Source organism: Desulfovibrio sp., assembly GCF_041907885.1.
GTDB lineage: Bacteria > Desulfobacterota > Desulfovibrionia > Desulfovibrionales > Desulfovibrionaceae > Desulfovibrio.
Genome location: NZ_JAYRGM010000018.1, coordinates 33204 through 52974, shown reverse-complemented (window position 1 = coordinate 52974; position 19771 = coordinate 33204). Strand labels below are relative to the sequence as shown.

The window sequence follows — 19771 nt, the reverse complement described above, 5'->3', positions numbered from 1 at the left end:
TGCTCCAGCTTGCTTTCGAAGTCAACAACTTTTTTCCGTTTCGTGAAACTCTTTGTTTCACCGTGGAGCCAGCTGCTTTTCTTCAATCGCGAGGAGCGGTTATGCTCCCCTTCGCTTCAAGTGTCAACCGTTTTTTTCGTTTCCGCGAATTTACTTCGCTTGCGTTTCCGTAAACCGTTTTCCCTCGTCGCGAGGAGCGTTTATGCTCCCACCCGCCAAACAAGTCAACCACTTTTTTTCAGTTTCGTGAAAAACAGCGTTCAAAGTCCTACTTGTTCGTGCAGCGGAAGTTAAAAATACCCAAACTCCACCAGGGAGTCAAGCCGATATGGCATTTTTTGACGGCTATTTGCTGAACAGCTCGACGTTTCAGGCAATTTTGATCTTTTTCATCCCCCGCAGGGCCAAAACCAGCACAGCGCCACACAGTGCGCTCTGCCACTGTGCGAGATTTGTAAACAGCAGCAAGGCCAAGGCAAGCATTCCCCCAAAGGCAGCAGCAGTTGCGTACACATCTTCTTCTATTGCTCGGGCCATGTCGCCAAGACAAAGGTCACGCGCAAGGCCGCCGACCAGGCCACCCAGCACCCCAACAATTATACTACCCGTGGGACCAAGCCCGGCCATCACACCTTTTACAGCGCCAATACCAGCTCCAAAGGCCAGTCCCAGGGAATCCAGCCAATAAAATGCAAACCATGCACGGCTGCCCTGCCCGATCAGAATACCAGTGATGCCGCCACACACGCACGCTGCCAGATATTCACCCTGATTAAGGGTAATGGCGGCATAGCCGAGCAGCCCATCACGCACAAGCGGCGCGGCCATTCCCGCCAGACAGGCAAGAACCGCTGCGCCGCTGAAATGTGCGCCCGTTGAGCGCGCCCTACATGATGCGGCAGCGGCCAGCACGAAGCTGGCCGCCAGATCTAACACAAATAAGGGAAGGTTCTGCATGCACGCACCCAGAGATTACTTGGCCAACCCCACTGCCCGGCGTTCACGAATGACCGTTACGCGGATCTGCCCTGGATAGGTAAGATTTTTCTCAATCTTTTCGGCAATATCCTTGCAGAGGATATAGGTGGTATCGTCGTCAACCATATCGGAATTGACCATCACCCGAATCTCACGGCCAGCCTGAATGGCGTATGCCTTGCTAACTCCGTCAAAGCTGGTGGCGATGCCTTCCAGATCTTCAAGGCGCTTCACGTAATTTTCGAGAAGTTCCTTGCGTGCGCCGGGGCGCGCACCAGAAATGGAATCCGCCGCCTGCACAAGCACAGCCAGAGCCGTTGAGGGGCGCTGGTCTTCGTGATGGGCGGCAATGGCGTGGATGATCTCCTGGCTTTCGTTGTACTTCTTGGCGATGTCTGCACCGATAAGAGCATGCGGGCCTTCCACCTCGTGGTCAACGGCCTTGCCGATATCGTGCAGCAGGCCTGCCCGCTTGGCTTTTTTAACATCCATGCCCAGCTCGGCGGCCATCATGCCGCACAGGGCAGACACTTCAAGCGAGTGCTGCAACACGTTTTGAGTAAACGATGTGCGATAACGCAACTGGCCGAGAAGACGGACAATTTCGGGATGAATACCGTGTACGCCTGCGTCAAAGGTGGCCTGTTCGCCCACCTCGCGCACCTGGGCGTCCAGCTCTTGCTCGCACTTTTGCACGATGTCTTCAATGCGGGCGGGGTGGATACGTCCATCCTGAATCAGGCGTTCCAGTGCCATCTTTGCAACCTGACGGCGCAACGGACTGTAGGCAGAGAGGATAACGGTTTCGGGCGTATCGTCTATAATAAGGTCAACGCCGGTGGCCGCCTCAAGCGCGCGAATATTGCGCCCTTCACGTCCAATGATGCGGCCCTTCATGTCTTCGCTGGGAAGGGTTACTGCCGTTACGGTCTGCTCGTTGACGTAGTCACCCGCATAGCGCTGAATGACATTACAGAGAATTTCTTTGGCCTTGCGGTCGGCAGTTTCACGCGCTTCCATTTCGATCTGACGGATCATGCGCGCCGATTCGTGCCGAGTCTTGGCCTCAATTTCGCTGAAAAGCCGGGCCTTTGCCTCATCGGCAGTAAGGCCTGCGATTTCCGAAAGCCGCTGTTCCTGCTCATCAATTCGGGTCTGCAAGAACATTTCAGACTCGCTGAGCTGGCGTTCCTTGCGGGCCAGCTCTTTCTCGGAGGTCAGCAGCTCATGCTCTCTGGTAGTAGCTTTTTCCAGCTTTTCTTCAAGGCGGCCGCCCATTTCTTCAAGCTTGCGTTCGCGGGCCTTAACCTCGCGCTCACGTTCCTTGAATTCGTTTTCGAGCTCGCGTTTCTGGTTAAACAGATCATCCTGACCCTGAAGCAAAATCTCTTTCTTCTGGGCCTGCGCCTCTTTGCGCGCTTCAGCAACTATGCGTTTCGCCAGATCATCGGCGTCGCCAACACGCTTTGCGGCAGAGCGCTTGTGCGCCACAACCCCCAGCGCAACCCCCAGCAGCGCCGCAGCTACAAGCGCTGCAATGAACAATGGATCCATGAATCCAGCCTCTCTCTTTTATCAATACGGACCCTGCGCACAGGCGCGGGCCGACGAACACCGGCAGGCGGCAAAAGACACCGCACGCCGTAGCAAAATGAGCCCAAAGGGGCTGCTGAAACCCTGGCTGGATACCGAATAAACGGTCTGGAGTGAACTGCGCAAAAGCACTGGCCGCGCATAAGGCAGCCAGATACGTCAAAAGAGAGGCGCGTTCCCCAGAGCGCCGTGTCATGCTTACGGTACAGAACCTGGATAACCAGGTCGGGCGCCTGTATGTCCTCTCCAGGCTTCCCGGTCTTGCCGGGCGTGCACACACAAGGACAGTGACGGCTCCCTATTATAATCTTGTCAGGTTAGCACCGAGGCATAAATCACGCGCGTCCCAGGGAAGCGCCCAAAGGAGCCTAAGAGGACTCCTCTATTTTTGAAAGCAGGGCCTCGACGCGATTCTGCACGTCGGCCTGCTCTTTCTGCGATTGCAGCAAATCATCCGCCAGTCCAAGGGCTATAAAAGTCAGCAGAATGTCCTTGGTCTGCCCTCCGTGGAACCTCAGCTTCTGGTCTGCGAACCGTTCCTCTACCAGCCGCACGGCTTCCTGCACACGCCGCATATCTGCGCCGGGCTTGAAAGCTATGCTCAGCCCAAGAACGGTGAGGTTGATAGTATCCTGGTTCACAAAAACCTACTCGACGCTGTCGTGCTCCTGAATCCTGCGCAACAAGGCGTCTATGCGATTCAGCGCCTCAGTACGCAGCTTTTCTTCGTTTTCAAGAGCTTCACGCAGCTTTTGGTTTTCCTTATCAAGCGCTTCGTTTTCGGCTGCCACAGCGGCAGACTCCGCGTTGATTTTAGCGTTTTCCGCCTTCAGGCGGTCAAGCCGGGCCAAAAGCGCCTCAACCTGCGATTCTAGCTGCTCCAAAAGTTCCATGATTTGTAGATAACACTGCTACATAACCTTGGCAAGAATGGATACGCCCAGGCAAAAAAATACCCGCGCCGACCAATGCCGACGCGGGCCATATATCACGCAAACCCTTGCGACGCCTGCTGCAAATCCTGTCTATTTGTTTTTGCGCGGCAGATTTTTTTGTTTCTCGCGGGCAATGGCCAGCTCTCCGTTGGGTACGTCGCGGGTAATAACCGAGCCTGCTCCCACGAGGGCATCGTCGCCCACGCTCACGGGCGCAACCAGGGCCGTATTGCTGCCGATAAAGGCATACCGGCCAATCTTTGTCTGATATTTGTGTTTGCCATCGTAATTGCAGGTGATTGTGCCAGCGCCAATGTTTGTGCCCTCGCCTATTTCGGCATCGCCAAGATAGGTGAGGTGGTTGGCCTTGGCCCCCTTGCCGAGACGGGCTTTTTTGAGCTCAACAAAATTGCCCACATGCGAAGCTTCTTCAAGCACCGCACCAGGGCGCAGGCGTGCGTAGGGCCCCACCAGGGCCGAAGCGCCCACGCGGGCTTTTTCAATGTGGGAAAAGGAGCGGATTTCGGCATTGTTGGAAATCACGCAATCGCGCACAACGCAATGCGAGGCAACGCTTGCGCCCCGGCTGATGCTGGTGTGGCCATAGATTTCGCACGGGCCGGTCAGTTCCGCGCCGGGTTCCACCTGCGCCAGGGGCCCAACTCGCACAGAACCGGGTGCGTGTACAATAACACCAGAAGCAAGCAGCCCATCAACAATACGGGCGCGCAAGGTTTCTTCCATGCGCGAAAGTTCCACCGGCGAATTCACACCCATCAGCGAGTCATCGCGCCCACACTGGATGCCAAGCACTTCGTATTTTTCTGCAACGGCAAGTCCAATCAGGTCAGTGATGTAGTATTCACCGCTTTTATTGCTATTATTCAGATGCGGCAAAAGCGTTTCTACAGCCGAAAGGCTGCAATAGTACATGCCCGCATTAACTTCGTTGGTGGCTTGTCCGTAGAGCGACGCGTCGTAATCCTTGGCTTCCACAATGGCTTTGACCTTGCCCTGCTGGCGCACCACGCGGCCATAGGCACCGGGGTTGTCGAGCTCAATGGTGGCAAAGGCCAGATCGGCCCCTACCGCCTCGGCAAGAAAAGAACGAACCAGAGATTCAGAAAGCAGGGGCGCATCGCCGTTAACGACCAAAAGATGCGTACAGCCCGCCTCGCTCAACGCGGGCAGGGCCTGAATAAGAGCGTGCCCTGTGCCAAGCTGCTGTTCTTGCAGCACAAAACGAGCATCGGGAAAGGCAGCCTGCACCATCTCGGCGCGATGCCCGGCCACAACCCATATATCTTCTGCAAATACAGGGCGCAGTGCTTCAATAACGCAGGCAAGCATGGGCTCGCCCAGCAGGGTCTGCAACACCTTGGGCCGGTCGGAATGCATGCGGGTTCCCTTGCCCGCCGCAAGAATCAGAGCCGCGTTCTTCGGCATGGATATCTCCTTCATTCGCCACATGGGCGGGAAACTTTGCAGGCAGACCAATAGCCTCTTGCGGGGCAAACAGCAAGACCACATAAACAAGACGGGCCAGTCAGCGCCCAAAAATTATCCGCGCAGACGCACCTGCGGCGGAAGCCCTGTGATACAAAGTTTGGCATAGGTGCTGCGCAAGCGCACGTCCAGTGCTTCGGCAGTAATATCTGCCAGACGGGGGAACATGCGCTTGAGCACCATAACAGCCTTGACGGCTGCGGGTGTAAGCGCGAGCCCTTGCCCTTGCGCAAGACGCAGACACTTGCCGCCATAATAAAGCTGAACAGGCGCAAGCCCGGCTGGATCCCCGGCCTGTATTGCCTGATTGAAAAGTGGCGCGGCGTTGAGCACGGCCTGCGTGAAAAAATTCTGCATGACAAGTGAGCGCTGCGGATCAGCCTGACAAAGAAAGCCCGCAGAACAAAGGCTGCCTGCGGCATGCGCAAGCCAGCCCGCGCACTTTGCTTGGACTGGGAAATTGGGTAAATCGCTGAGCATGCCCGCAATTTTTTCCTGCATGAACGAATCGTGTAGGTACATGGGCCGCATATCGCGGGTAGAATTGTCGCCATGGTGCATGTACAACACCAGCCCTTCAGTGTTCACCCCCACCTTTGCGCCCACGCCATAGCACCGCAGCCAGTATTGCTGATCTTCGCAATGACGTATGCTCTCATCAAAATAGCCAACCCTTTTTGCGCACGCCATGCGCAACAAAAAGCAGTGGATAGGAGCGAGGTTGGCATTGCAGGCATGCACGTCCCAGTGGCTGTTGGCCAGCGACCAGAGCGTCACATCCTGCCCCTCATGGTCATTCTGCCCCTGCTGAAGATTCATGCAGCGGCAGATGACCATGTCCAGCTCTGGCTGGGCCTCAAAAACCCTCAGATGGCTGGCCAAAAGCCCTTTGGCAAAAAGATCGTCAGCATCCAGAAAGGCCACAAAATCGCCGCTGGCCACCCGCAATCCGGCATTTCTGGCCGCAGATGGGCCCGCGTTGGCCTGCCGGATAAACGTAATATCCGCCCCCAGGCTTTCGGCCACCTCAACGGTATTGTCCGTTGACCCGTCGTCCACAACAATAACCTCTACATCAAGGCCGGGCGCACGCTGGCCAAGCACGCTGGCCACGGCCTGCGGCAAAAAGGCGGCGTAGTTGTAGCTGGGAATGATGACCGATACCAGAGTTTGCGCGGGCATGCTGCCTCCTGCGATGTCGGGGGGCCAGGGGTTGCCCCAGCCCCACCCGATCAGTGGAATATTCAGCCGCCCGCAGGGGCATGCTGTAATAAACGGTCTGCGGCCTCAGTTTTTCCACACAAAGGTAAACACCTGTTCCACATCTGGGTGCAGGGTGTGGTGTACCGGGCAGCTTTGGGTGCAACGCTCAATGACGGCCTTGTCCTTGGCGGAATATTCGCGGTCGGGCATCGTAAAGGTCACTTCAATCTTGCCGATGCGGCGCGGGTCGGCGCTCATGGTTTTGGTGATTTCCATTTCCGTGCCGGTCACGTCCACACCATGATTTTTGGCATAAATGCCAATAATGGTCATGGCGCAGGCCCCAAGGGCCGTGGCGCACAGATCCGTGGGTGAAAAAGCCTCGCCCTTGCCCTGATTGTCTGTGGGGGCATCGGTAATGATTTTTGTGCCGCTCTGGTTATGAATGCACTCCACACGCAGATCGCCAAGATATTTTGCGCTCACGGTAGCCATGTACACTCCTGATGTTGTGCCGCGCTTGCGGCATTCATAAAGATTTACCCAAAAACATTATGCTCGCGCAACGTGTTACAGGCAATAGCCAGCAAGGTCAGCCCGCCCAGCAGTTCTGCCCAGCCGTTGACAGCGCACAGGTTGGCCAAAGTCTTGCCCAGATACACGCCAACAGCACTTATGACCGCGCAAACCACGCCAATCACGAGCGAAGGCCCCCACACCGATGTCCCCAGAATGGCAAAGGAAAGCCCCACGGCAAGGGCATCAATGCTGGTGGCAACGCTCAGCACCAGCAGATTGCGCCCCGCAGCGGGATCGACCGACGGACAGGGACAGGATGCCCGCGCCCGCAAGGCCGAAAAACCTGAAAGCACCATTTTGCCGCCAATCCACCCCAGCAGGCCAAAAGCAATCCAGTGGTCCCAGTCTTCAATATAGGAGCGCACCGTTACGCCCAGATACCAGCCCACCACGGGCATGGCGAACTGAAAAAATCCAAATGCCGCCGAAATTCTGAAATAATGGCGCGGAAGTGGCGCGCGTAACGCGCAGCCAGATGCCAGGGCAACGGCAAAGGCATCCATTGAAAGGGCGACGGCCAGCAACAAAACAGCATAAAACGACATACCAACCTCATGGGGCGGCGCAAATATTGCGCCAGCAACGATTACAGAATGGCCGGACTATAGGGCAAGGGCGGCACAGCCGCAAGCCAGCCCCCGCACTTGCGGCTGCAACGCCCACAGGATACAAGGTTGGTTATGCAAACTATCCCTTTTTGGCTTTTCTGCTGGCAATGGATTGCCGCTGTTCTCACCCTTGGTGCCAGCGCCGCCTCGGCCATGCCCGTTATTATTGCCCTTACCCTGGCCGCTGGCAGGCGCGGCAACGCTGGCCTCAGCGCTCTGGGAGCCCGCACACTCGCCCGCTGCGCAGCAGCCCTGGCCCTTCTTGGCCCCCTGCTTGCCACAGGCGGTGTACTTGCCCTGCTGGCAAGCCTGCGCGGCCAGGAACACATGCTCGACGGCATTTCGCCGTGGATGCCCGCCATGCTGCCTTACTCAACGGCTGTGATCGCGTGGATTGCGGGCATTGCCTGCCTGCGGGGCTATCTTGTGGTGGACAAGGCCGCAGCGCAGTCGCACTCCCCTGCCGGGCAAAACCGCTGGCAACCGGGCCAGATCGGCCTGCGCGTGGCCCTGGCGCTGTTGGCGGCACTGTGCTTTTTTGTTGCACAGGTCTTGCCCAACTGGCCTTTTTCTGGCCTGCCCCAGGGGCTGACCATGTCAGATGTGGTTCTGGTTGTCCTTTCCACCACCGTACACGACTATTTTACCGCATTTGCTCCGGCGGGCAGCGTGGCCCTGCTGGTTCTTGCGCTCAAATGCGGCTCCGGCAGTGCGGGGCTTTCCGCCGAGGACGAGCAGCGCGCGGCCCGCTGGTGCGCCCTGTGGGCCATGGTGGGCTTTATCCCGCGCTGCATTGACCGCTGGGGACTTGTGCTAGGTCTCTATCTGCGGCCTGGCCCCCTGCCGCAAGGTGTTGCAGATCAGGCCCTGGGCCTTGTGCCCACCACGCTTGCCATAGCCTGCTGGGTTGCCCTGTTTGTCTTGCGCGCACCCCGCAAGCTTTACTGGCTCAATCTGCTCGGCGCAGCACTGCTGGTGCTGGGCGCCAGTTATCCCTTTCTTGTAACGCTTTCGCGTTGAGGCTTGCCCACCCCGCAAGCCGGGCGTATACGAAGTGCCACACGCGGGTTTATTTTTCCGCAACCAGGAGGAATCTATGCGGCGTCTACTGTTTACAACCCTTCTCGTGCTCTGCCTGGCGGTCAGTGCTCAGGCTGAGACACGCGCATTTACGCTTTTCAGTGCCGATCTGCCGCAAGGCTGGGATGGCGAGGAAAATATGGGCTTCAAGTCTGGCAATCCCAACGAATGCATGCTCATTCTGGGCCTTGCCAACGCCAAACGCGATGGCTACGATGCTCTTGTGAGCATCTTTGTGCTGCCCAACGACCAGAAAGAAGACTCCGCCTCTGTGGCCAACAAGCTTGCGCCGCTTCAGGCAAACGCCTCTACCCCCCGCCCGCAGGGCCATTTCTGGACATTCAACGGCGAACCGCGCAGCCAGACCTTTCCCGCACCGGGCGTGACCAAGGTCAGCGCCACGCCAGACAAGGTTCTTATTGCCATTGTGCAGGATCCCGATCAGCGCGGGGCAGAAGCTGTTTTTGCCAGCCTCAAGGGGCTTACGCCCGAGGCCGCCAAACTGCTGGGCGAGTAAAAAAAAATTCAGATGCAGCTGCCTGCCGGTGGCTGCAAAAAAACGGCTGCCCCGTCAGGGACAGCCGTTTTTTTATGCAGTCGATAAAACCTGCCGCCAGTGGGCAGGCAGGGGTTTGAGCGGCCTATTCGTGCCAGCCAAGAAACATCTTGTAGGCGTCGTTGTTGGATTCTTCCACATGCGGATAGCCCATGGCCTCAACCCGCTTGAGAAAGTCCTCGAAGACGGCCTTTTTTTCATCCGGCACTTCAAATCCCACCAGAACGCGGCCAAAATCCGCACCGTGGTAGCGGTACTGGAACAGCGAGATGCTGAAGTCCACCCGCATGGCATCCATAAAATCAAGCAGTGCGCCTGGGCGTTCGGGAAAGGTAAAGCGCAGCAGGCGCTCGTGCAGAATCAGGGGGGCATTGCCGCCCACAAGATGACGCACATGCACCTTGGCAAGTTCGTTATCCGTAAGGTCAATGGCCTCAAAGCCCTTGCTGCGCAGCTCTTTAAGCACCTGGGCAACATCGTCGCGCCCGTTGATCTTGATGCCCACCAGCACCCTGGCCTTGACCGGATCGGAATAGCGCGTACACAGCTCGGTGATGTTGCGGCTGCCAAACGAGGCGCACAACTGACGGAAACTGCCCACGGTTTCAGGAATGGTCACGGCCAGCAGGGCCTCACGCTGCGCACCGATTTCGGCGCGGTCAACAACGTGGCTCAGGCGGTCAAAGTTCATGTTTGCGCCGCTCACAATGGCCACAAGGGTGGCATCCTGCAAGCCGCCCGCCTTGGCATAGGCCCGCAGCCCTGCCAGCGAAAGCGCGCCCGCAGGCTCGGCCACCACGCGGGTATCTTCAAAAATATCCTTGATAGCACCGCAAATGGCGTCTGTTTCAACGGTAATGATGTCGTCGAGCAGGTCGCGGCACAGCACAAATGTTTCTTCGCCCACCAGCTTTACGGCCACGCCGTCTGCAAACAGGCCCACATCGTGCATTTCCACACGCTGGCCAGCCATCACAGAACGCCGCATGGCGTCAGAATCCACAGGCTCCACACCGATAACGCGGATTTCAGGGCGCAGATTCTTGATGTACGCGGCAACGCCCGCAGCCATGCCGCCGCCGCCAATGGGCACAAATACGGCGTGGATGTCACCGGGGTGCTGGCGCAAAATTTCCATGCCAATGGTGCCCTGCCCTGCGATTACGTCGGGGTCGTCGAAGGGAGGAATGTACACACAGCCTGTTTCCTGAATCAGATCAAGGGTATGCTTCCATGCATCACTGAATGATTCGCCAGAAAGCACCACCTGGCCGCCCAGGCGTTTAACCGCCTCTACCTTGATGGCCGGGGTGGTCACGGGCATCACAATGGTGGCCTCGCACCCCAGCTTGCGCGCGCCCAGGGCAACGCCCTGTGCGTGGTTGCCAGCCGAGGCGGTAATAATGCCCCTACGCAGTTCTTCCTTGGACAGGTGCGCCATCTTGTTGTAAGCGCCGCGAATTTTGAAAGAAAAGACAGGCTGAAGGTCTTCGCGCTTAAGAAAAATATTGTTGCCGGTGCGGCGCGAAAGACTGACCGCCTCGTCCAGAGGGGTTTCTACCGCCACGTCGTACACGCGGCTTAAAAGGATACGATTCAGGTATTCGCTGTGCTTGTCCATGAGAATGTCCTTGCGAGGCTTCGCGCATGGCCGCCCTTGCGGTCTAAAAACGCATTTTTGTAAGGCCAATCTTTATATACCCGCAATAAATGCTTCTCAAGCCCTTACGTTTCAAAAAATTTCGAGACGGCGCTGGCGGGGGAAAAATTGCTGTTGGGGCCCTGCAACACAAAACCATACCGGGGCCCGTGCAGTGCCGTATCTGTACAGCTCACCCCTGTTGCGCTATGCTTGGCTGATGACCGAACCGATTTCCGAATTTTCCACATCCGAAACACACGGCCTGACCGAATACACGCCGCACATTTCTGTGCGCGCTGCCGGTCGAGTGTGGCGGCTGACCAGGGCAGCCGATCTGGAACAGCTGTGGGATGCCATGACTGCCACACCCGACGATTTTGAAGACGAACGCCTGCCCTACTGGACAGAATTGTGGCCTTCAAGCGTTGCGCTGGCGGGCTGGCTGGCACAACAACAGCAGACCATCGCGGGCCAGGCCTGCCTTGATCTGGGTTGCGGGCTGGGCCTCACCGCCATTGTGGGCCAGTGGCTTGGCGCACAGGTAACCGCCATGGATTACGAAGAAGACGCCCTGCATTTTGCCTTTAGCAACGCCGGGCTCAACAATGTGCCGCAGCCGCTCTGGACAGTCATGGACTGGCGGCGTCCTGCCGTGCGGGCGCAGAGCATGCACCGCATCTGGGGCGGCGACATCATGTACGAAAAGCGGTTTGTGGCCCCGGTGCTGCGTTTTCTTGACCATGCCCTGGCCCCCGATGGCGCGGCATGGGTGGCGGAACCGGGCCGCTCGGTTTACGATGCTTTTTTGCACGCGCTGCAAAGCGGTGGCTGGCAAGGACGCCGGGTGTACACCGAAACGGTTGAACCGCTCTACGCCCAGCCCGTGCCCGTAACCGTACACGTTTGGGAAATCTGCCGCCGGGCCTGACGGGTGGCATTCTTCAACTATAGCACTGCGCCCCCCGGGCATAACGGAAAATACCATGGGAAACCTGGCACGCTTTGGTGTTTCACTGGATGAGGACCTGCTGGAGCCGTTTGACGAACTGTGCAAACGCAAAAGCTATCCCAACCGCTCTGAAGCAATCCGCGACCTTATCCGCAAGGCGCTGGTGGAAGAACGCTGGAGCAACGACCCCTCCGGGGCGGGCACGCTCACCCTGGTGTACGACCACCACAAAAACGATTTGGCCCGCCGCCTCATGGCCATCCAGCACGACGACCACGATCTTATCGTCACCACGCTGCATGTTCACCTCGACCACCACAACTGCCTTGAGGTTCTGGTGCTCAAGGGCGAGCCCACGCGCTTGCGCGCCCTTGCCGACAAACTGATTTCATGCCGTGGCGTAAAGCACGGCACATTTACCGCCACCACCACAGGACAGGATTTAGCATAATGGAAGATGTTCAAAGCCACGCCCCGCAGGTTGCCCTTAATATTGACCGCGTGGGTGTTCGCGATCTCAAGCTGCCCCTGCTGGTGCGCGACCGCTGCCAGGGCAAGCAACAGACCGTGGCTACCGTAGACCTGGGGGTGGACCTGCCTTCATCCTTCAAGGGTACGCACATGAGCCGCTTTGTTGAGGCTCTTGAACAGTGGAACGACGAAATAAGCTATCAATCGGTGCGACGGCTGCTGGTCAACATCAAAGAGCGGCTGGGCGCACGGCGGGCGTATGCCCGTTTTTGCTTTCCGTATTTTATAGTAAAAAATGCCCCCGCTTCGGGCAGCCCCGCCACCGTGGCCTACGAATGCCGCCTCACCGGTGAGCTGGACGACAAGGGTCAATCATTTGTGCTTGAAACAGATGTGCCGGTAATGACCGTCTGCCCCTGCTCCAAGGCCATCAGCCGCGAGGGGGCGCACAGCCAGCGGGCCATGGTGCGTATGCGCCTGCGCATGCGCGCTTTTTCGTGGCTTGAGGATTTTATCGACATTGCCGAAGCGTCAGGCTCATCTGCCGTGTACACCCTGCTGAAACGCGAAGACGAAAAATTTGTGACAGAAAACGCCTTTGCCCACCCCACTTTTGTGGAAGACGTGGTGCGCAACGTTGCCCAACGCCTCACGGCGCACGGCCAGGTTGAATGGTTCAGTGTTGAAGTTGAAAGCATGGAATCAATACACAACCACAATGCCTTTGCCCGCATAGAACGCGATCTCACCACACGGGAAACTGTCTAACTGCCCGGTTTTTCCCGCAAAGTACAAGCTGCGCATACCCAAATATCATTTGCGGTTTTTGGGTAATGCGCCGTATCTGCCCGCCAACCGTGACAAAAAAAAGTTTTTTGCATTCGGGTAATACTTATGCTAGTAATGCCGTAAGGTGTGAATGATGAGTAGCAGCAACAGCCTACAAATCGGCGCGTCGGCCTTGAATGCCTTTTCGTGGGGCACGGCCGTTACGGCGCACAATGTGGCCAACGTTAGCACGGCTGGCTTTGAGCCTCGGCGCGCTGTTTACTCCAACAATGCCAACAATCAGGGCGTCAGTTTTGACGCCGTACTCAAGGATACCGGCTCGGCCGCTGTCCAAAACCCAGACTGGGCTGCCGCCAAGGCAGTCTACGATGTCACCTCAGGTCTTCCTCTAGAAGCATCCGCCCCCAGTGGCACGGATCTTTCGCGAGAATTCACCACGATGATCACTACCCAGCACGCCTATGAGGCTAACGCCCAGGTTGTTCGCACCAGTGATTCCATGCTGGGTACACTTTTAGACATCAAGGCCTGACCAACTACAGACAAGCGGGTTTGCTCCCGTTTTTTTGCGTGACCCGCCGTGGCCTTTGCTGCGGCGCAACCCACACGGAGCGCCGATGGGTAAATATCTGAAACTGTGTGTGCTGGCTCTTGTTTGTTCAATGGCTTTTGGCTGCGCCCAAAAAACCAGCTATAAAACCGATCCATACAGCACTCAGGCAGAACAACGCTTCCGCCGCTCATACGAAGCAGCGTTTGACAACAACGAACAGCAGGGCAGCCAGCAGCTTTTGCGCAAGGCCAGGTCTGCAATCGGCACTCCATATGTGCCGGGGGGCATGTCTCCCGGCGGGTTTGACTGCTCCGGCTTTGTCTGCTGGGCATACAAAAGCGTGGGCGTAAATCTGCCCCGCACCGCCCGCGAGCAGTCTGTGGTGGGCAAACGCATCAATAATGTCGAAGAAATGCAGGTTGGCGACATCGTCGCCTTCAGGCATCCCCGCCGGGGCTATCACACCGGCATATATGTGGGCGATGGCAAGTTTATCCACAGCCCGCACCGCCGCACCACCGTGCGCGTCAATTCTCTTGATGACCCCTACTTTAAAGGCACGTTTCTCGGAGCCCGCCGCGTAAAGATGGACGGTACGGAAAACCTTGTTGCCGAAGCGGAAACACGCCTCAACGACTACGCCGAAGAAAAGGCCGTGCGCGATATTTACCGCAGCCACAAATCTTCGCACAGCGTGGCCGCCAATGACGACCACGGCAAAAACCGTGGCAAGGATAAAGACAAAAACTCCAAGGACAAAGATCGCTCGAAATCGCGCGACAAATTTGTAGAAGTGGCCAGCCTGGACAAAAAGAACGGCTCCAACCGCAAGATTGAAGTGGAAAAGGCCGACAAGTCGGACAAATCCTCTGCAAAATCTTCGGCAAAATCTTCGGCAAAATCTTCGGCCAAGGAAGACAAGTCCGACAAAAAGAGCAGCGCCAGCTCCTCCAAGTCCGGCTCATCCAAGCAGGAAGCCGCCAAGTCGGAACACAAGAGCGACAGCCGCAAGTCGGAACCGGCAAAATCTGAAACGCGCAAGAGCGAAAGCCACAAGTCGGAAGCTGCCAAGAGCGACAGCAAATCCGGGGCCTCCAAGTCCAGCGCGTCCAAGGACTCGTCCAAGAAGGAAAAATCGGATTCCGATAAGGTCGCCTCAAAGTCTGACAACGCTAAAGCCAAAAAAGCTCCCGAGAAAAAACGGGATAACAATTCGTAGGACATACTGATGCTTCCCAATATCTCTCCCGCAGAGGCACAAAACATGCTGCGGGAAAACAAGGCGCGCCTTGTCGACGTGCGCGAGGCGGATGAACTTGCCGCCGTGCGCATTGCTGGCGCAGAAGCTGCCCCGCTTTCGGTTATTTCGTGGATGAACCTGTCGCCCGCCACGGCGGAACTTCCCATCATCTTTACCTGCAATTCCGGCAACCGCACTACCAAAAACAGCGACCTGTTGCAAAAGCTGGCCGCTGGCCCTGCATGGCAGATGGAAGGCGGCGTGAGTGCCTGGGCCAAGCAGGGGCTGCCGGTAGAAACCACGCAGCAACCGCTGCCCATCTTTCGCCAGATACAGATCGGAGCTGGCGGCTTGGTGCTGGCTGGCGTGCTGGGCTCTTTTGTGTGGCCCTCCATGCTCTGGCTTTCGGCCTTTGTGGGTGCAGGGCTGATATTTGCAGGCGTTACGGGCTTTTGTGGCCTTGGCCTGCTGCTTGCGGCCATGCCCTGGAACAAAAAATAGGCACATGAGCGCCGCGTTGGCTATTCGCGGCAGGCTGGCTCCCAGCCCCACCGGCTACGCGCACCTTGGCAATGCCTGGGCGTTTTTGCTGGCCTGGCTCGCGGCGCGCAGCGCTGCCGGGCAGGTTGTACTGCGCATTGAAGATATTGACCCCCAGAGGTCGCGCACAGAATATACAACTGCCCTTATTGAAGACCTCACATGGCTTGGCCTGGACTGGGATTTTGGCCCTGACAAACCAGAACCAGCGGCGGGCAAAGCCCTTGGGCCTTTTGAGCAAAGCCGCAGGGGTGCTCACTATGCGGCAGCCATTGCGCAGCTTGAGCGCGCGGGCCTGACCTATCCGTGTTTTTGTACCCGCAAGGAACTGCGCAGCATGGCAGGCGCACCGCACGTGGATGATGCAGGCGCGCCCTATCCGGGGACCTGTCGCAGCCTGTCGCTTGCCCAACAGCAGGCGCACACGGCTGCTGGCCGCCGCCCTTGCCTGCGCCTGCGCTGCCCAGAGGGGCCCATCAGTTTTGTTGACACCGTGCTTGGGGAGCAAACGCACACCCTGGCAGACTGTGGGGGCGACTTTGCCTTGCGCCGTTCTGATGGCGTGGTGGCCTATCAGCTTGCTGTGGCAGTGGATGATGCGCTCATGGGAATAAATCAGGTTGTGCGCGGGCGCGACATTCTCATTTCCACGCCCCGACAGATTGCTCTTCTAAAGCTCCTGGGCTATGGTGCTCCCGCTTATGCGCATGTACCGCTGCTGCTGGATGCCGAAGGGCAGCGGCTCGCCAAGAGGCATCAAAGCCTGACGTTGCGCAGCCTGCGTCAAACAGGCGCAGATCCGCGCCGCATAACCGGCTTTTTGGGATCACTGGCAGGGTGTAACCCTGGTGGTCAAGCCGCCAGCCCTGCGGAACTTTTGCCGCACTTTTCGTTCTTGCGTCTGCCCGCTGAAGACATACGCATAGAAAGCGAAACTCTGCGCGCACTTGTGGCCTGATGGCCATTTGCTCAAACACCGCTCATGCAGACAGAGGATGTTTATGACCATGCAAGACCTGGATCAAAGCTTTCTGGACAAGATTTTTCCCGCTGGACGCGCAGACGAATTTTTTGACGCGCTTTTCGGCGGTGCGGAAGAAGGCGCTTACGACATTGGGCTTGTCTGCCGTGGCGTAGAGGCGCAAAAGGCCAAGCTGGCCTTTGAACTGCGTCAGCGCCCCGGCAAATGCCTGGCCTGCAACCTCACCTATGGCCTGCCCCAGGTTTTTCAGCGTCACCCCATTCTTAACGTGGCGGGCGTTGCCCGTGAAGTGGCCGCGCACCTTGGCTGGCCCGCAGAATCCACCAAGTGGAAGCTCGGCCATACCGAGGAGGTAAACCGGGAACTGCACGTCATTCCCCTTGTGGTTGAATGCGTTTAGTGCATCTGATTCTATTCGCTTGACAACCGCCTGTTTTTCAGGCAATTGATCTCGGTTGCCAGCTTAGCTCAGTTGGTAGAGCAGCTGATTCGTAATCAGCAGGTCAAGAGTTCAAGTCTCTTAGCTGGCTCCACAGAAATCAAGCCCTCACGGTGAATAACCGCGAGGGCTTTTTTTGTTGGGGTATCACCGGGCGACCACCGCGTGCAGACCGATCAATTCGGCCCATCCAAACACAAGACCGACATTTTCCCCCAAGGGCAAAATGCCAGCCTTATGTTTCGCCTGCCAGCTGGCCCAGTGGGGCCACACTGCGGCTGCGTATTTATTCAACGAACTGCCCTCTCCGCTCAGTCGCAAACGCCCTCATGTTCCGGGCCTTCGGGAATCGTGCAGGATTGCAGCTTTTTACCAGTACCGCTGCACTCAAAACAGTTAGATCCATCGTTGTTTTTTCCACTGCCTTCACAAGCAGCGCATGTGGTGTAGTCATCAACTCGCGTATTCTGGGCCATGTTACGTCCCCCTTGCTGGAGTTATGCTATGCATTATCACTAGCACCTCCCCACCAGGGGCACAAGCCATCTCCCGCGCAGCCGCTGGATTAATCCTTTTTCCTCAGCCGCAGACAACCAGCTATACTTGCTACTTTTCTCAAATGCTTTTTCACGTCACACTTTCACCTCTTCCCAACAACCACTAAAGCTTCAAAAAATATTTTTTTTGCTTTAATCAATGATAGTTAGCATTCACACTATACAAAACACGTAACAATACTGCCAAATAGGAGTAAAGTTCTTTGACACACAGCCGTAAATTCGCATATACAGAAAATCATCTATAAAATAAAACTATTTTTCAAATTATACTATTTATTAATTTTTTAATACACTACAAATATTTACCTACTCATGTAAAAAGCACGTTACATGCCTATTTTAAAAAAACCTATTTTTTTATTACATTTAAAACATATGTGAAAAAATTTGCAATACTCACACATCACCTAAAATCTTCACGGTGAGGCATACCATGAGTATCAAGTCCAAAGTTCTGCTCCTCTCCATTATCGGGCCAACCCTGCTTGCGATCACCATCTTTGTATACGCCGTGCAAAGTATCTGGACATCAGAAGAACATGCCGTCATTCATTCCGCCCAAGGCATTGTGAGCATGGCAGAATCGGCCCGCAACGAGATGGCCCAGAAGTTCAACGGGGTTATCAAGCCACTAGAAGAAATCCCGCGTGACAAGCTTGTTGAGGCCGTACCGATCATCACTGCCATATAGATGGCGCGCCAAAATGCCAGCAAACTTGGGTATGGTTTTCGCGTTCCCAAATATTCTCCCCGCAATCCAGAAAATGAACCCAACGCCCTTGAAAGGGCCGCCCTTGATCAAATCAGCTCAAAGGGCCTCTCAGAACTTGTGGTGCGCCAGCCCGGTGCAATCCACTACTTCAAGCCCATCGCCCTTACTGCCGAATGCCTCTACTGCCACGGCGATCCCAAGGGATCCCCCGATCCCATTGGCGGCATCAAGGAAGGCTGGAAGGTAGGCGAAATCCACGGAGCATTTGAGATCATCTACTCTCTGGATGATGCTGTATCCAAAACCAAGAAGGCCGCCCTTGCCATTGGCCTGGCTACGTTTGTGGTGCTGGTGCTTATTATCGGCGCTGTGTGGGTCATCATGCGCAACAGCCTGGTTACCCCGCTGATGCGGCTGCAAATTTTTGCCCGCGAGGTATCAGAGGGCGAGCTGGACACACAGCCGCACGGAACTTTCAAGGCAGAGTTGCAGGCACTAGAGCGGGCTTTAACGGCCATGGTTGTGCGGCTGAAAGAAAAGATTTTGTTTTCAGAGCAAAAAACCGCCGAGGCAGAAGCGGCAGAAGCCCGTGCAGAGCAGCACGCCCAGGAGGCATCGGATGCACGCGACGATGTTCTCAAGTCGCGGGCGCAAGGCATGGTTGAAGCAGCAAATATGCTCGAAGGCGTGGTAACAACTGTGATTTCTGCATCACAGGAGATTTCTGCCCAGGTTGAGCAATCCAGTAATTTTGCTTCAACCCAGGCCAATAACATGAATACCGTTGCCGCCGCCATGGAACAAATGAATTCCTCAGTTCTGGAAGTTTCCACCAATGCGGCCCAGGCGTCATCGTCCTCTGAAGTTGTCCAAGCCAATGCGCAGAAAGAATTGCATGCGGTCAAAGTAATGGTTGAAGCCATAAAATCTGTGCAGACCATGGCCAATGACCTCAAATTTGGCATGAGCGAGCTGGGACAAAGAGCTGAAGATATCGGCAAGATCATGAATGTCATCAACGATATCGCCGACCAGACAAACCTGTTGGCGCTTAACGCGGCAATTGAAGCGGCCAGAGCTGGCGATGCAGGCAGAGGGTTTGCCGTAGTTGCAGACGAAGTTCGCAAGCTCGCAGAAAAAACCATGCTGGCTGTTACGGAAGTTGGCAATGCTATTCAATCTGTCCAGCAAGGAACACGCAACAATGTAAACAGTGTGGATATGGCCGTTGAAGCCATTTCAAAGGTTAATGGAATGGCAGAGGGCACAGGTGAGGCCATCAGCCAGATCACAGCGCACGTTAATGATATGGCCTCGCAGATTCAGGCAATTGCCCGTGCTGTGGACGAGCAGACACAGGCATCTGCCGAGATTACCAAGTCCATTTCCATGGCCGATCAAAATTCTACAGAGACCTCGGCGGCACTTCAGGAGATATCAACTGCCCTGGTGGATCTGGCACAGCAAAGCCAGGTTCTGCAATCGCTTATCACCAGATTGCGCACAGGAGCAAAACAGATCACCGAAAAATTTGTTTCTCAGTAATGGTGCTTTGGCACAAAAAAATAGTTTTGCGCCATATAATGATTCAATCATGGCGCACCAATAAAACATCACACGTGAACAATATAATAGAGCTATCTTGAGTTGCGTAGCAACTACAAGCATTGGAGGCGGAAAAAATTTCCGCCTCTTTTTGCTATATTGTCCTCTCACCAAGTACGGGTTTATGCGCAGATATTCATACTCACACACTACAATTTAAGATTTATTCCCAATTGACGTCCCACCCCCCTATCGAATATTGAGTTAATGCCGATTGTTAATAAAATCACATCATATTTTTTAATCTGGTC

21 protein-coding genes, 1 tRNA gene and 1 other RNA gene are annotated in these 19771 nt (G+C 56.0%); 13 read left to right on the top strand and 10 right to left on the bottom strand.

The features are described 5' to 3' along the window. Positions 1-369: 369 nt before the first annotated feature. The 9 genes from ACE3NW_RS09820 to ACE3NW_RS09780 all read right to left on the bottom strand — a co-directional run bounded on the left by ACE3NW_RS09820 (position 370) and on the right by ACE3NW_RS09780 (position 7339). The gene (locus ACE3NW_RS09820) at positions 370-957 is read right to left on the bottom strand and encodes a TRIC cation channel family protein (protein WP_374282881.1); all 588 of its coding nucleotides are present in this window, start codon (positions 955-957) and stop codon (positions 370-372) included. Positions 958-972: 15 nt separating this feature from the next. Continuing rightward, complete coding sequence (gene rny, locus ACE3NW_RS09815; protein WP_374282879.1) at positions 973-2532, bottom strand: ribonuclease Y; 1560 nt, start codon at positions 2530-2532, stop codon at positions 973-975. 211 nt (positions 2533-2743) lie between these two features. Beyond that, a non-coding RNA gene (ssrS, locus tag ACE3NW_RS09810) (6S RNA) lies at positions 2744-2927 on the bottom strand. A 12-nt stretch (positions 2928-2939) separates the two neighbouring features. Beyond that, positions 2940-3212, bottom strand: coding sequence for a cell division protein ZapA (zapA, locus tag ACE3NW_RS09805; protein ID WP_291330892.1), 273 nt, complete (start codon positions 3210-3212; stop codon positions 2940-2942). A gap of 6 nt (positions 3213-3218) precedes the next feature. After that, positions 3219-3464, bottom strand: coding sequence for a cell division protein ZapB (gene zapB / locus ACE3NW_RS09800; RefSeq protein ID WP_374282877.1), 246 nt, complete (start codon positions 3462-3464; stop codon positions 3219-3221). A gap of 132 nt (positions 3465-3596) precedes the next feature. Next, a complete protein-coding gene (gene glmU / locus ACE3NW_RS09795) occupies positions 3597-4952 on the bottom strand; it encodes a bifunctional UDP-N-acetylglucosamine diphosphorylase/glucosamine-1-phosphate N-acetyltransferase GlmU (RefSeq protein WP_374282875.1) in 1356 nt (451 codons plus the stop codon). A 114-nt stretch (positions 4953-5066) separates the two neighbouring features. After that, a complete protein-coding gene (locus tag ACE3NW_RS09790; protein WP_374282873.1) occupies positions 5067-6194 on the bottom strand; it encodes a glycosyltransferase family 2 protein in 1128 nt (375 codons plus the stop codon). Between the two features lie 105 nt (positions 6195-6299). Next, positions 6300-6710 (bottom strand): OsmC family protein, encoded by a 411-nt coding sequence (locus ACE3NW_RS09785; protein WP_374282871.1) that lies wholly within the window; start codon positions 6708-6710, stop codon positions 6300-6302. A gap of 44 nt (positions 6711-6754) precedes the next feature. Then, entirely contained in the window at positions 6755-7339 is a 585-nt protein-coding gene (locus tag ACE3NW_RS09780; protein ID WP_374282869.1) for a manganese efflux pump MntP family protein, read from the bottom strand. Positions 7340-7474: 135 nt separating this feature from the next. Between ACE3NW_RS09780 and ACE3NW_RS09775 the strand changes: the two genes are divergently transcribed. After that, the gene (locus ACE3NW_RS09775) at positions 7475-8422 is read left to right on the top strand and encodes a spidroin-2 (protein WP_374282867.1); all 948 of its coding nucleotides are present in this window, start codon (positions 7475-7477) and stop codon (positions 8420-8422) included. A 76-nt stretch (positions 8423-8498) separates the two neighbouring features. After that, positions 8499-8999, top strand: coding sequence for a protoporphyrinogen oxidase (locus ACE3NW_RS09770; protein ID WP_374282864.1), 501 nt, complete (start codon positions 8499-8501; stop codon positions 8997-8999). A gap of 124 nt (positions 9000-9123) precedes the next feature. On the opposite strand, the gene ilvA is transcribed toward ACE3NW_RS09770, so the two are convergent. Further along, entirely contained in the window at positions 9124-10659 is a 1536-nt protein-coding gene (gene ilvA, locus ACE3NW_RS09765; RefSeq protein ID WP_374282862.1) for a threonine ammonia-lyase, biosynthetic, read from the bottom strand. Positions 10660-10897: 238 nt separating this feature from the next. Here ilvA and ACE3NW_RS09760 point away from each other — a divergent pair, with 238 nt between their 5' ends. The 11 genes from ACE3NW_RS09760 (at position 10898) to ACE3NW_RS09710 (ending at position 19460) form a co-directional block, all read left to right on the top strand. Next, on the top strand, positions 10898-11608 hold the full coding sequence (locus ACE3NW_RS09760; protein ID WP_374282860.1) for a methyltransferase: 711 nt from the start codon (positions 10898-10900) through the stop codon (positions 11606-11608). Between the two features lie 55 nt (positions 11609-11663). Then, positions 11664-12080, top strand: a complete 417-nt coding sequence (nikR, locus tag ACE3NW_RS09755; RefSeq protein WP_374282857.1) for a nickel-responsive transcriptional regulator NikR — start codon at positions 11664-11666, stop codon at positions 12078-12080. Next, on the top strand, positions 12080-12868 hold the full coding sequence (gene folE2, locus ACE3NW_RS09750) for a GTP cyclohydrolase FolE2 (RefSeq protein ID WP_374282855.1): 789 nt from the start codon (positions 12080-12082) through the stop codon (positions 12866-12868). Before nikR ends, folE2 begins: the two co-directional genes overlap by 1 nt. Before the next feature lie 154 nt (positions 12869-13022). Then, a complete protein-coding gene (locus ACE3NW_RS09745) occupies positions 13023-13421 on the top strand; it encodes a flagellar basal body rod C-terminal domain-containing protein (protein WP_374282853.1) in 399 nt (132 codons plus the stop codon). An 85-nt stretch (positions 13422-13506) separates the two neighbouring features. After that, a complete protein-coding gene (locus tag ACE3NW_RS09740; protein ID WP_374282851.1) occupies positions 13507-14661 on the top strand; it encodes a C40 family peptidase in 1155 nt (384 codons plus the stop codon). A gap of 9 nt (positions 14662-14670) precedes the next feature. Further along, positions 14671-15183, top strand: a complete 513-nt coding sequence (locus tag ACE3NW_RS09735) for a rhodanese family protein (RefSeq protein WP_374282849.1) — start codon at positions 14671-14673, stop codon at positions 15181-15183. A gap of 4 nt (positions 15184-15187) precedes the next feature. Further along, positions 15188-16180: a tRNA glutamyl-Q(34) synthetase GluQRS gene (gene gluQRS, locus ACE3NW_RS09730; protein ID WP_374282846.1), complete on the top strand. Its 993-nt coding sequence runs from the start codon at positions 15188-15190 to the stop codon at positions 16178-16180. 43 nt (positions 16181-16223) lie between these two features. Beyond that, positions 16224-16604 (top strand): hypothetical protein, encoded by a 381-nt coding sequence (locus ACE3NW_RS09725; RefSeq protein ID WP_374282844.1) that lies wholly within the window; start codon positions 16224-16226, stop codon positions 16602-16604. A 57-nt stretch (positions 16605-16661) separates the two neighbouring features. Next, a tRNA-Thr gene (locus tag ACE3NW_RS09720) sits at positions 16662-16737 on the top strand. 899 nt (positions 16738-17636) lie between these two features. After that, entirely contained in the window at positions 17637-17894 is a 258-nt protein-coding gene (locus tag ACE3NW_RS09715; protein WP_374282842.1) for a hypothetical protein, read from the top strand. Then, positions 17895-19460 (top strand): methyl-accepting chemotaxis protein, encoded by a 1566-nt coding sequence (locus tag ACE3NW_RS09710; protein WP_374282840.1) that lies wholly within the window; start codon positions 17895-17897, stop codon positions 19458-19460. The last annotated feature ends 311 nt before the right edge of the window (positions 19461-19771 follow it).